This is a genomic window from Citrobacter sp. Cf116, assembly GCF_030336505.1.
GTDB classification, from domain to species: Bacteria; Pseudomonadota; Gammaproteobacteria; order Enterobacterales; family Enterobacteriaceae; genus Citrobacter; species Citrobacter freundii.
The window spans coordinates 812,205-824,329 of the sequence record NZ_JAOWEQ010000037.1; the positions used below are offsets into that span (position 1 = coordinate 812,205).

Annotated in this window: 10 protein-coding genes and 2 tRNA genes; 6 read left to right on the forward strand and 6 right to left on the reverse strand. The window is 54.5% G+C overall.

Features of this window, described 5'->3' with window-relative positions:
- Positions 1-5: 5 nt before the first annotated feature.
- Genes paaC through paaA form a run of 3 tightly spaced genes read right to left on the reverse strand, consistent with a single transcriptional unit; the run spans position 6 to position 1,999 of the window.
- Positions 6-761, reverse strand: a complete 756-nt coding sequence (gene paaC / locus OGV74_RS13340; RefSeq protein ID WP_086504280.1) for a 1,2-phenylacetyl-CoA epoxidase subunit PaaC — start codon at positions 759-761, stop codon at positions 6-8.
- A gap of 7 nt (positions 762-768) precedes the next feature.
- Positions 769-1,056: a 1,2-phenylacetyl-CoA epoxidase subunit PaaB gene (gene paaB, locus OGV74_RS13345; RefSeq protein WP_003030843.1), complete on the reverse strand. Its 288-nt coding sequence runs from the start codon at positions 1,054-1,056 to the stop codon at positions 769-771.
- A 10-nt stretch (positions 1,057-1,066) separates the two neighbouring features.
- Positions 1,067-1,999 (reverse strand): 1,2-phenylacetyl-CoA epoxidase subunit PaaA, encoded by a 933-nt coding sequence (paaA, locus tag OGV74_RS13350; RefSeq protein ID WP_086504281.1) that lies wholly within the window; start codon positions 1,997-1,999, stop codon positions 1,067-1,069.
- Positions 2,000-2,284: 285 nt separating this feature from the next.
- Here paaA and paaZ point away from each other — a divergent pair, with 285 nt between their 5' ends.
- Entirely contained in the window at positions 2,285-4,330 is a 2,046-nt protein-coding gene (paaZ, locus tag OGV74_RS13355) for a phenylacetic acid degradation bifunctional protein PaaZ (protein ID WP_086504282.1), read from the forward strand.
- An 82-nt stretch (positions 4,331-4,412) separates the two neighbouring features.
- On the opposite strand, the gene OGV74_RS13360 is transcribed toward paaZ, so the two are convergent.
- A tRNA-Asn gene (locus tag OGV74_RS13360) sits at positions 4,413-4,488 on the reverse strand.
- A 160-nt stretch (positions 4,489-4,648) separates the two neighbouring features.
- Here OGV74_RS13360 and OGV74_RS13365 point away from each other — a divergent pair.
- The 5 genes from OGV74_RS13365 (at position 4,649) to OGV74_RS13385 (ending at position 9,974) form a co-directional block, all read left to right on the forward strand.
- Positions 4,649-6,136: an EmmdR/YeeO family multidrug/toxin efflux MATE transporter gene (locus OGV74_RS13365; RefSeq protein ID WP_003846749.1), complete on the forward strand. Its 1,488-nt coding sequence runs from the start codon at positions 4,649-4,651 to the stop codon at positions 6,134-6,136.
- Between the two features lie 99 nt (positions 6,137-6,235).
- Positions 6,236-6,311: transfer RNA gene (locus tag OGV74_RS13370), tRNA-Asn, on the forward strand.
- Between the two features lie 259 nt (positions 6,312-6,570).
- Positions 6,571-7,608 (forward strand): extracellular solute-binding protein, encoded by a 1,038-nt coding sequence (locus tag OGV74_RS13375; RefSeq protein ID WP_003030303.1) that lies wholly within the window; start codon positions 6,571-6,573, stop codon positions 7,606-7,608.
- The gene (locus OGV74_RS13380) at positions 7,592-9,280 is read left to right on the forward strand and encodes an ABC transporter permease (protein ID WP_071697581.1); all 1,689 of its coding nucleotides are present in this window, start codon (positions 7,592-7,594) and stop codon (positions 9,278-9,280) included. Before OGV74_RS13375 ends, OGV74_RS13380 begins: the two co-directional genes overlap by 17 nt.
- Before the next feature lie 10 nt (positions 9,281-9,290).
- Positions 9,291-9,974 carry an ABC transporter ATP-binding protein gene (locus tag OGV74_RS13385; RefSeq protein WP_086504283.1) on the forward strand — a complete coding sequence of 228 codons (684 nt, stop codon included), beginning with the start codon at positions 9,291-9,293 and terminating at the stop codon, positions 9,972-9,974.
- A 24-nt stretch (positions 9,975-9,998) separates the two neighbouring features.
- Here the strand turns inward: OGV74_RS13385 and ldtA are convergent, their stop codons facing one another.
- Positions 9,999-10,928 (reverse strand): L,D-transpeptidase, encoded by a 930-nt coding sequence (gene ldtA / locus OGV74_RS13390; RefSeq protein ID WP_003839047.1) that lies wholly within the window; start codon positions 10,926-10,928, stop codon positions 9,999-10,001.
- A gap of 127 nt (positions 10,929-11,055) precedes the next feature.
- On the reverse strand, positions 11,056-12,120 hold the full coding sequence (cobT, locus tag OGV74_RS13395; RefSeq protein WP_061548021.1) for a nicotinate-nucleotide--dimethylbenzimidazole phosphoribosyltransferase: 1,065 nt from the start codon (positions 12,118-12,120) through the stop codon (positions 11,056-11,058).
- Positions 12,121-12,125: the final 5 nt, after the last annotated feature.

The window sequence follows — 12,125 nt, forward strand, 5'->3', positions numbered from 1 at the left end:
TCCTGTTACCACTGCTGTCCAGGGTACGAACGCTGTAAATACTGCATTTCTGCCAGCATCGGACCGAGATGCTCACTGTGCAGCCCCTGCTTACCGCCGCTGCGGAACGCCGCCTCCTGGGGAATTTGCAGGCCGGAATCAAGCAGCGCGGTGTGGACCGTTGCCTGCCATTCCGCCTGGAGCGTGCGCGGATCGACGGCGATCCCCTGCTCGCTCAGGTCAATTTCCAGCGCATCGGCAACGAACAGTTCACCGGTATAGCGCCACAGGTTATCGACCGCCTGCTGCATACGCTGCGTCGAGATCGCGGTGCCGTTGCCCAGACGTTCCAGCCAGCCGCGGCTGAAGCGCTGGTGATAACGCACCTCTTTCAACCCTTTGGCCGCAATGGCGGCGAGCTGCGCGTCGCGGCTATAGACCAGACGGCTGAACAGCGCCACGTGCCAGACGTCGATAAAGAACTGGCGGGCAATGGTGTCGGCAAAGTTGCCGTTCGGCTGTTCAACCAGCAACAGATTGCTGAACTGGCGTTCATCGCGGCCGAAGGCCAGCGTGTCTTCGTCGCCGTTACCGTTCAGTTCGGCGGCGTAGCTGAGAAAATTGCGCGCCTGTCCCAACAGATCGAGACCGATATTGGCCAGCGCCAGGTCGATTTCCAGCTCCGGTGCGTGGCCGCACCATGCGCCTAAACGCTGTGCCAGGATCAGGCCGTTATCGCCCAGACGCAGGGCATAGGTTGCAACGGGATTGAGAGTCGTCATCGTTGCCTCACATATGTTCCATGCCGTCCGGCACGGTGTAGAACGTCGGGTGGCGGTAGACTTTGCTTTCTGCCGGGTCGAAGAATTCACCGCGATCCTCCGGCTGCGAGGCAACAATTTCACTCGCCTTCACGACCCAAATAGAGCAGCCTTCGCTGCGGCGGGTGTACGCATCGCGGGCGTTCTCCAGCGCCATCTGGTCATCGGCGGCGTGCAGGCTGCCCACGTGACGATGCGACAGACCCTGCTTGCTGCGGACAAACACTTCGTATAACGGCCAGTATGTTTTGCTCATGGTTCTCTCCTTACGCCGCATCACGGGCCTGTTGTTTTTGGGCATGCGCCAGCGCAGCTTCGCGCACCCATGCCCCCTCTTCCCAGGCCTTGCGCTTGGCGCCCAGACGTTCGTGGTTGCAAATACCACGGCCGCTGATGACCTCATTCAATTCCTGCCAGTCAATCTCGCCGAAACGGTAGTGACCGGTTTCTTCGTCGTAGCGCAGATCGGCATCCGGTACGGTCATACCGAGAATCTCTACCTGCGGGACGGTGTTATCGACAAAGCGCTGACGCAGTTCGTCGTTGGAATGCAGTTTGATTTTCCACGCCATGCTGCGGGCGCTATTGGGTGAGTTGTCGTCGCTCGGCCCGAACATCATCAGCGCGGGCCACCAGAAACGATTGATCGCATCCTGGAGCATCTGGCGCTGTTCTTCGCTGCCCGCCGCCAGCGCCATACAGGCTTCAAAGCCCTGACGCTGGTGGAAGCTCTCTTCTTTGCAGATTTTGACCATCGCCCGGGCGTACGGCCCGTAGGACGTGCGGCACAGCGCCACCTGATTGACGATCGCCGCGCCGTCCACCAGCCAGCCGATCACGCCGATATCCGCCCAGGTCAGGGTTGGGTAGTTAAAAATGGATGAGTACTTCATCTTGCCGTCGAGCATTTTCTGATACAGGTCTTCACGGGCGCAGCCGAGGGTTTCGGCGGCGCTGTAGAGGTACAGACCATGTCCGGCTTCGTCCTGCACTTTCGCCAGCAGAATCGCTTTGCGGCGCAGGGTCGGCGCGCGAGTGATCCAGTTACCTTCCGGCAGCATGCCGACGATTTCCGAGTGCGCGTGCTGGCCAATCTGGCGGATTAGCGTTTTACGGTAGGCATCCGGCATCCAGTCCTGCGGTTCGATGGCTGTATCCTGCGCGATGCGCTGGTCAAAGCGTTGTTCTTCTGTTGTCACGTCATCACCTTATGATTCTTATAAATTCAACAAATCAATTTTTGTGAATCATTTTTGTTTTATGAAAGTTACATTCAGGTTAAATAAAACCACAAATTTTGTTTGTGGATTTTGTGACACGCTACGCAAAGCCTTTTAATTTATTGAGTAAAAACAGAATCATAATCAATTTAGATAAAGTGTTCGCGATCGCATTGTTAATAAATTATTAAAATCAGCTTGCTTTTCATGATTCATAAAATAACTATTAAAGGCATGCTTACGTAACATATCTGGAGATTTACGATGCAGCAGTTAGCCAGCTATTTATCCGGCGCCTGGCAGACCGGCCGGGGCCGCACCCGCACCATCCATCACGCCATTACCGGCGAGCCGCTTTGGGAAGTGACGAGCGAAGGACTGGATATGGCGCAGGCGCGCCGCTTCGCCATCGAGCACGGCGGCAAAGCGTTACAGGCAATGAGCTTTATTCAGCGCAGCGCGATGCTAAAAGCGGTGGCGAAGCATTTAATGGAACTGAAAGCCGATTTCTATGCCATATCCGCGCAAACCGGAGCAACACGCGGTGACAGCTGGGTCGATATCGAAGGCGGCATCGGCACGCTTTTCACCTATGCCAGCCTCGGCGGGCGTGAGCTGCCGGATGATGTGCTGTGGCCGGAAGATGAGCTGATTCCGTTGTCCAAACAGGGCGGTTTTGCCGCACGCCACATGCTGACCTCCAAATCCGGCGTTGCGGTACATATCAACGCCTTTAACTTCCCCTGCTGGGGTATGTTAGAAAAGCTGGCGCCGACCTGGCTTGCCGGCATGCCCGCGATCGTTAAACCGGCGACCGCCACCGCGCAGCTGACGCAGGCGATGGTCAAAGCCATTGTCGACAGCGGGCTGGTGCCGGACGGCGCAATAAGCCTGATCTGCGGCGGCGCGGGCGATCTGCTGGATAATCTGGATAGTCAGGACGTAGTGACCTTTACCGGCTCTGCGCATACCGGGCAGCAATTGCGCGTGCATCCGAATCTGGTGGCGAAATCTGTGCCCTTCACCATGGAAGCGGACTCGCTGAACTGCTGCGTACTGGGCGACGATATCACCCCGGAGCAGCCGGAGTTTGCGCTGTTTATTCGCGAAGTGGTGCGCGAAATGACCACCAAAGCCGGGCAGAAATGTACCGCCATTCGCCGCATTATCGTGCCGCAGGCGCAGGTGAAAGCCGTCAGTGAAGCGCTGATTGCCCGCCTGCAAAAGGTGGTAGTGGGCGATCCGGCGCAGGAAGGCGTGAAGATGGGGTCGCTGGTGAATAACGATCAGCGTCAGGACGTGCAGGATAATGTGAATCGTCTGGTTGAAGCCGGGTGTGAGGTGCTGCTGGGCGGAAAAGCAGATCTGAGCACCGCTGGAGCTTTCTTCCCGCCAACGCTGCTGTTTTGTCGGCAGCCGGATGAAATTGCCGCGGTACATGCAATTGAAGCCTTTGGTCCGGTCGCCACGCTGATGCCGTATCAGAACCGCGAACACGCCCTGACACTGGCACGCGCTGGTGAAGGCAGTCTGGCAGGAACGCTGGTGACGGCGAGCGGCGAACTGGCGCGAGAGTTTATCCTCGGTGCAGCCCGCGCCCACGGGCGTATTCACGTGCTGAACGAAGAATCCTCGGCGGAATCGACCGGCCACGGCTCTCCACTGCCACAGCTGGTCCACGGCGGCCCGGGACGTGCGGGAGGCGGCGAAGAGCTGGGCGGCCTGCGCGCGGTGAAGCACTACATGCAACGCACCGCCATTCAGGGCAGTCCAACCATGCTCGCTGCGGTAAGCCAACAGTGGGTGCGTGGCGCGCAGGTCACGGAAGATCGTATTCATCCGTTCCGTAAATACTTCGAAGAGATCCAGCCGGGCGACAGCCTGCTGACGCCACGTCGTACACTGACCGAAGCGGATATCGTTAACTTTGCCTGCCTCAGCGGTGACCACTTCTACGCCCATATGGACAAAATCGCCGCTGCCGAGTCTATTTTCGGCGAACGCGTGGTGCACGGCTATTTCCTGATTTCCGCCGCTGCCGGTCTATTTGTAGACGCGGGCGTTGGCCCGGTTATCGCCAACTACGGTATGGAAAATCTGCGCTTTATCGAGCCGGTTAAGCCGGGCGACACTATCCAGGTGCGTTTAACCTGCAAACGCAAAACGGTGAAACTTCAGCGCAATGCCGAAGAAAAAGCGACTGGCGTGGTGGAATGGGCGGTGGAGATTTTCAATCAGCACCAGCAGGCGGTGGCGCTGTATTCCATTCTGACGTTGGTTGCGCGTCAGCATGGGGATTTCCCGGCTTAAGAACCCGGTGTCGCTTCGCGCGACCAGACTTGAAACAAAAAGCAAAAAGCCTGCTTAGTTTCCTGAGCAGGCTTCTTAAATATGGCTCCTCTGACTGGACTCGAACCAGTGACATACGGATTAACAGTCCGCCGTTCTACCGACTGAACTACAGAGGAATCGTTGTGGAGGCTTATCTTAGCGGCGAAAAAATTTTTGTCAAACCTCATTTCTTCGAATGCGAATCAATTGATGCTTCTCTCGACAGTTTGTTGCATTTACAGACATTTTAAATAGAAAAAACTTTGCAGCTTTTTTGATTCTCCCTCATCATTTGAAATGAGGTTTCAACTTTCTTCGTTAAGGTCCACTTTGAACGTCTCCGCTGCCTTACGCCAGGTCGCTTCCCGCACGCCCTGGTATGCCAAACGCAAGAGTTATAAGGTTCTCTTTTGGCGCGAAATCACTCCGCTGGCTGTCCCCATTTTCCTGGAAAACACCTGTGTGCTATTGATGGGTGTTCTCAGTACTTTCCTGGTAAGCTGGTTGGGAAAAGAAGCAATGGCCGGTGTCGGACTCGCTGACAGTTTTAATATGGTCATCATGGCATTTTTCGCCGCCATCGATCTGGGTACCACCGTAGTTGTAGCATTTAGCCTCGGGAAACGAGATCGTCGACGGGCCAGAGCCGCAGCCAGACAATCGCTGGTGATCATGACAATTTTTGCTACCGTGCTGGCAGCGGTCATTCACTATTTTGGTCAACAGATTATTGACGTTGTCGCAGGTGAAGCAACGCCAGACGTTAAAGCTTTGGCACTTACCTATCTGGAGCTGACGGTGCTCAGCTACCCGGCGGCAGCCATTGCGCTGATCGGCAGTGGCGCACTACGTGGGGCCGGAAATACTAAAATACCGTTGTTGATTAACGGCGGTATGAACATCCTGAATATCATCATCAGTAGCATCCTGATTTACGGAATCTTTTCCTGGCAAGGTCTGGGATTTGTGGGAGCAGGCCTGGGACTGACCATTTCGCGCTACATCGGGGCGATTGCCATCATCTGGGTACTGATGATTGGTTTTAACCCCGCGCTGCGAATTCCCTTCAAAAGCTATTTTAAGCCACTCAATCTCGCCATTATATGGGAGGTGATGGGGATCGGCATTCCGGCAAGTATCGAGTCAGTGCTGTTCAATGGCGGTAAACTTTTGACGCAGATGTTTGTTTCAGGCATGGGAACCAGCGTTATCGCCGGGAACTTTATTGCATTTTCTATCGCCGCACTTATCAATTTACCGGGGAATGCTTTAGGTTCCGCGTCGACAATCATTACCGGCAGGCGTCTGGGAAATGGCCAGATTGCCCAGGCTGAAATCCAGCTACGGCATGTGTTCTGGCTGTCGACGATTGGGCTAACGGCAATTGCCTGGCTAACCGCACCTTTCGCCGGGGTGATGGCCTCATTTTATACCCACGATCAGGATGTAAAAGAGGTCATAGTCATCCTGATTTGGCTCAACGCAGCATTTATGCCGATATGGGCAGCCTCCTGGGTGTTACCAGCGGGCTTTAAAGGTGCGCGAGATGCACGTTTTGCTATGTGGGTATCGATGCTGGGCATGTGGGGCTGCCGCGTAGTCGCGGGCTACACTCTGGGTATCGTATTAGGATGGGGAGTTGTCGGCGTTTGGTTAGGTATGTTCTTCGACTGGGCCGTGCGCGCCGCGTTATTTTATTGGCGTATGGTCACAGGCCGCTGGTTGTGGAAATACCCACGCCCCGAACGCGAAAAGTGCATAAAACAACCGGTTGCGTCTGAATAATCGGCGAAATGAGGAATATTTCAGCAAACGATCGCATTTATCCATTCAGGCTTTGACAACGCTGAGCGGCATCGCTAATATTCGCCTCGTTCAAACGATTCCTCTGTAGTTCAGTCGGTAGAACGGCGGACTGTTAATCCGTATGTCACTGGTTCGAGTCCAGTCAGAGGAGCCATATTTAAGAAGCCTGCTTAGGAAACTAAGCAGGTTTTTTGCTTTTTCGGTCGCTATAAAATCCCCTCTGATAAGCACCCTGCCTGCTCTGCACCCCGTTACATGCCGCATCACAACGTTGATTAAAGTTATGTAAATGTAAATCGTTTAAACTTTGCAATTATTGTAAGTGCTAGTGATTATCATTTATTGTACGCGAGCCAAAGGAACGAGCCCTCGCTCGGTTCACTGTACGTTCCAATTACTCTGGGATATAAACGATGAATTCTCTGCCTCGCGCCGGACTGCGCCGTATCACACTTGCCTCTTCCCTGGTCTTCTCAGTTAGCCTACCGGCTTTCGCTCAGGAAACGTTAACGCTCTATACAACCCGCGAACCGGGTCTGATCCAGCCTTTACTTGATAGCTGGACCAAAACCAGCGGCATCAAAGTCAGTACGGTCTATATCAAGGACGGTATGCTTGAGCGCGTTAAAGCTGAAGGTAAAAATTCACCTGCCGACCTGCTGATGACCGTCGATGCCGGTAATCTCATTGATTTAGTGGAAGCGGGTGTAACTCAGCCAGTAGAGTCAGAAGCACTGAAAACCGCTATTCCAGCTAATCTGCGCGGTGCAGATAATCAGTGGTTTGCGCTGTCGATGCGTGCCCGCGTGCTGTATGCCGAGAAGTCACTGCCAATCGATAACTGGCATTACGAACAACTCGCCAGCCCTGAGTACAAAGGTAAAGTCTGTATTCGTTCCGGACAGCACCCGTATAACACGGCGCTGATCGCCGCAATGATTGCTCATCACGGCGAAGCAAAGACCGAAGAATGGCTGCGCGGTGTGAAAGCTAACCTGGCGCGTAAAGCTACCGGTGGCGATCGCGATGTTGCTCGCGATATCCTCGGCGGTATTTGCGATATTGGTCTCGCCAACTCCTATTATGTCGGCCATATGAAAAATGCCAAAGAAGGCAGCGATGCGCGTCAATGGGGCGATGCGATTAAAGTCGTTAAACCTACCTTTGAAAATGGCGGTACACACGTCAACATCAGTGGTGCAGCTGTAGCCCGCTATGCGCCAAATAAAGCCGATGCCGTTAAGCTGATGGAATATCTGGTTTCCGCACCTGCCCAGCAGCAATATGCGAAAGCGAACTTCGAATACCCGGTACTGAAAGGCGTGACGCTTGACCCGGTTATCAACGCAACTATTGGCGAAATCGACGTCGATAAAACACCATTAACCGAAATCGTTAAATATCGTAAACAAGCTAGTCTGCTGGTAGATAAAGTTGGATTCGATCAATAAACCTCTGCAGTTTCCGACGTTACGCGGCCTGGTTTCCGGGCCGCAGTCATTATTGACGCCGCTACATCTTGGCGCACTGTGCGTAGCGCTTGGCGTTCTGACACCGATCATTGCGCTGATTTGGCAGGCTACCCAGGCCGATTTATCTCACTGGGATAATCTCCTGACGTATGTACTACCTGCCGCACTAAAAAATACCGTGCTGTTATTAGCCGGCGTCGCGGTGATGGTCGGCGTGATTGGCGTAGGCAGCGCATGGGCGGTAACGGCATGGGATTTCCCTGGACGTAAAATACTTAGCTGGGCGTTACTGTTGCCGCTGGCGATGCCGACCTACATTGTGGCCTTTGCGTGGCTCGATCTGCTGCATCCGATTGGCCCCCTGCAAACCTTTATCCGTTTTTTACTGGGTTTTGACAGCCCAAGACAGTTCCGTCTGCCAGATTTGCGCTCACTTTCCGGCGCAATCATCCTACTCGGATTGGTGCTTTACCCATACGTGTATCTGACAACCCGCGCCATGTTTATTAGCCAACCGGCCCATTTACTGGAAGCCGCACGCACGCTGGGATGCAGCGCGACCGGAACCTTCTTTCGTGTTGCTTTGCCCATGGCCCGTCCGGCACTGGCCGTTGGGATCAGCCTGGCACTACTGGAAACGCTCAACGATATCGGCGCATCGGAGTTTCTCGGGGTACAGACGTTAACCGTTACCGTGTACACCACATGGATCTCGCGTTCTGATTTATCTGCCGCGGCACAAATTGCCTGCATGATGCTGATGTTCATATTCCTTATTCTGACGCTGGAATTTTATGGTCGCAGAAAACAAGGATTCAGCAGTCGCAGCCTACGGGAAATTCAACCTACGCGCGTGCAGGGCTGGCGTGGCTGGCTGCTCGGTGGCGTTATTTCACTGCCTGTCCTGCTGGGTTTTCTGGCTCCGGTTCTGTTTTTAATGTGGGAAAGCGCCAAACGCATAGGTGATGAGAATCCGCTTTCCTCTTCGTTACTGTCAGCATTACAAAATACGCTATCGCTGGCGGCGGGAACCACGCTGGTGGTGGTTTGCGTCAGTATGTTAGTGGCCTGGAGCGCGCGTCATAGTGCCGCCGACAACGCCATGCCAGGATTTCGTCGCGGCGTGATGCGTCTGGCTTCTTTAGGCTATGCGGTCCCCGGCACAATTCTGGCAATTGGTTTTTTGACACCCGCCATGGCGGTCGACCGCTGGCTGGCCGATTTACTGGATGTTCGTGGTCTGCCGCTGATGTCCGCCGGGATCCTGCTGGTAATTTGTTGTGCCATGCGATTCCAGGCGATTGCCATTGGTGCACTGGATTCTGGTCTGGGCCGTATCCCCCCCTCGCTGGAACAGGCGTCTCGTCTGTTGGGTGAGAATGGCGCGGGGACGTTTGCACGGGTCCATTTTCCCCTGCTGCGCCCAGCGTTAGTCAGCAGTGCCCTGCTGGTTTTTGCCGATGCCATGAAAGAACTGCCAACAACGTTGCTTTTGCGCCCGGTCAATTTCGAAACGCTGGCAACATTGTTGTATGCGGAAGCCGCCCGTGGAACCTATGAAGAAGGTGCTATCGCTGCGCTAATGATTGTGTTAGCTGGCACGCTACCGGTTATTTTGTTGGTGCATCATCAAATGACTCGCCGTGGTTAAGAGAGCAACAATGTCAGAAATTGCATTACGACTCCAGGATGTACACGTTACTTATGGCAACAGCCAGCAATCGGTACTGAGCGGATTTTCAATGTCGGTACATAAAGGTGAAATCGCCTGTCTGCTGGGCGCTTCAGGCTGCGGGAAAACCACGGTGCTACGCGCAGTTGCCGGATTTGAACGCCTGCAAAACGGAGAGATCTATGTGTCACAGCGCCGTGTTGCCGGTCCCGGCATTCATCTGCCACCGGAAAAACGTCATGTCGGCATGGTCTTCCAGGAATATGCGTTATTCCCCCATCTGACCGCGCAGCAAAATGTGGCCTTTGGATTGCGTCGCATGCCGCGTGAGGAACAACAGGCCAGAGTGACTGAGCTGCTGAAAATGGTGGAGTTACACAGCCATGCCAACCGCTATCCGCATGAGCTTTCAGGCGGGCAACAACAGCGTATCGCCCTTGCGCGCGCGTTGGCGCCACATCCGGAAATCCTGTTGCTCGATGAACCCTTCTCCAGCCTTGATAAGCGCACACGCGAACGTCTTGGCAACGAGGTACGGGATATTTTGCGCGCCGCCGGGCAAACGGCGCTGTTGGTTACCCACAGCGAACACGAAGCTCAACTAATGGCAGACCATATTGGCGTGGTAAAAATGGGGCAGTATCAAATAAAAAAAGCGCCCCATCCGACCTGAAGGTCACCAGGGTCGCCCTGAAAATTAATAATGTTTCTGTACCAGGCTGATGTTCACCGGCATACCGGAACGTCTTTCCAGCGCCTGGTTCCCACGGCTCACATCCACGTCATTCCCGCTGATAAAGGTACGCAGAGCGGGAGTGACTGGCAAAGGTACCTTTCTGTCAGACTCGTATTCCGAACGGTTTCGCGACAGCGGCTCATGCACTTCCACCCAACGACTACCGTCCGGCTCTTCGCTGTATTTCACCGGTCGGTCAATTAATTGTACACGGGTCCCTACAGGCACCGTATCAAACAGGTACTTGATGTCGTCATTCCGCAAACGGATACACCCCTGGCTTACCCGCAGACCAATACCGAAATTGGCATTTGTCCCGTGAATGGCATAAAGCCTGCCGATATAAATTGCATACAGGCCCATCGGATTTTCTGGCCCGGCAGGAACAAATGCTGGCAAGCTTTCCCCGCGAGCGGCGTATTCGCGTCGGGTATTTGGCGTCGGTGTCCAGCTTGGTGCTTCCTGCTTACGCTCTACCGCCGTCACCCAGTTGCGCGGCGTTTCTCTCCCCGCCTGACCAATGCCAATGGGTAAAACCTCAACCGTATTGCTGCCAGCAGGATAATAGTAAAGCCGCATCTCGGCGACGTTGATGACAATCCCCTCGCGTACGGTATCCGGTAATATCAGTTGCTGCGGCACAACCAGCGTTGAACCCGATTTAGGCAGAAAAACATCGACGCCCGGATTGGCTTCAAGCATATTGCTCAACCCCTGCCCGTACTGAGCGGCAAATGCCTCCAGCGGCTTGGTATTACCTGGTGGAACCGTAATAGTCAAAGGGCTACCCACCAGGCGACTGCCCTCTGGCGGCAGTGGATAACTCACCGCCTGCGCGCCCTGACTCGCAAGCAGCATAATGAGTGAACAAAGCAGTTTTACACGACGCATCTTTTTCCTTTCCTTCGTCGCAGCAGATATCCGTTAATTATAGCTTTTATTATCTGTTTTAGTGGGTTACGACATATTTGCGCATAAAAAAACCTCGCCAACAGGCGAGGTTCAGGTTGAGCGGTAACTACGCTTCCTTACCATCCGGAAGCACGATGTTACTGGCGGCTAACTGCCCCATATTGTTGTACATCGCACAAGCAGCCTCAATAATTGGCATCGCCAACGCGGCCCCACTGCCTTCGCCCAAACGCATCCCCATATTCAGATACGGATCCAATTCAAGATGCGCCAACGCGGTACGGGCGCCCTTCTCAGCGGAGAAATGTGACGGGATTAGGTAGGGTTTAATTTGTGGTGCAATCTGGCAGGCCGCCAGCGCAGCGGAATAAGAAAGAAAACCATCCAGCACGACCGGCAGGCCGCAGGAGGCCGCCCCCAACATAACCCCTGCCATGCCGACAAGATCGAACCCACCAACTTTAGCCAGCACATCGACACCGTCATGGCGATCCGGCTGATTGACGGCAATTGCCCGACGCACAACGTCTACCTTATTCCCCACCCGAGAAAGAGGAAGGTTAGCGCCAATACCCACGACTTCCTTAGCATCACTGCCGGTAAGCACGCTAACAATGGCCGCCGCAGGTGTAGTATTTGCCATACCAAGCTCACCGACACCAAACAGCGTCACACCGTCTTTGGCCAGTTCATGGGTATAGCGAATGACTTCCAGCAACAGCTCCTCGGCCTGTGAACGGCTCATTGCCGGGCCTTCGGCTATATTGCCGCAACCGCGTGCCACACGCATATTCACCACGCCGGGAATAGGTTCAGCATCAATCCCCACATCTATCACATGGACCTTCGCCCCCGCCTGAGCGGCGAGGACGCAGACGCCGGTCGTTCCACGCGTCATATTGGCAGCCTGTATAGCCGTGACAACTTTAGGTGAAACGGCAACCCCTTCATCCCACACGCCGTGATCGGCGCACATCACCAGCATCGCTTTGCCATTCACATGCGGCACACCCTTCAAGCCAGGCATCCCGGCCAATTGCACGGCGAGAGATTCGAGTCGCCCCAAGCTTCCCGGCGGCTTAAGCAAGCCGTCGATATGCTGCTGCGCGCGCAGCATCGCGGCACTGTCAGGTAATGGGATCGCGCGGAGTAAAGAGGTTAAAGTCTGCATAAGGG

Excerpts from the sequence above, each read along its gene's own strand:
- OGV74_RS13365 (WP_003846749.1), top strand. The coding sequence starts at position 4,649 with ATGAGGTTTCAACTTTCTTCGTTAAGGTCCACTTTGAACGTCTCCGCT.
- paaC (WP_086504280.1), bottom strand. The coding sequence starts at position 761 with ATGACGACTCTCAATCCCGTTGCAACCTATGCCCTGCGTCTGGGCGAT.
- paaZ (WP_086504282.1), top strand. The coding sequence starts at position 2,285 with ATGCAGCAGTTAGCCAGCTATTTATCCGGCGCCTGGCAGACCGGCCGG.
- paaB (WP_003030843.1), bottom strand. The coding sequence starts at position 1,056 with ATGAGCAAAACATACTGGCCGTTATACGAAGTGTTTGTCCGCAGCAAG.
- cobT (WP_061548021.1), bottom strand. The coding sequence starts at position 12,120 with ATGCAGACTTTAACCTCTTTACTCCGCGCGATCCCATTACCTGACAGT.
- ldtA (WP_003839047.1), bottom strand. The coding sequence starts at position 10,928 with ATGCGTCGTGTAAAACTGCTTTGTTCACTCATTATGCTGCTTGCGAGT.
- OGV74_RS13385 (WP_086504283.1), top strand. The coding sequence starts at position 9,291 with ATGTCAGAAATTGCATTACGACTCCAGGATGTACACGTTACTTATGGC.
- OGV74_RS13375 (WP_003030303.1), top strand. The coding sequence starts at position 6,571 with ATGAATTCTCTGCCTCGCGCCGGACTGCGCCGTATCACACTTGCCTCT.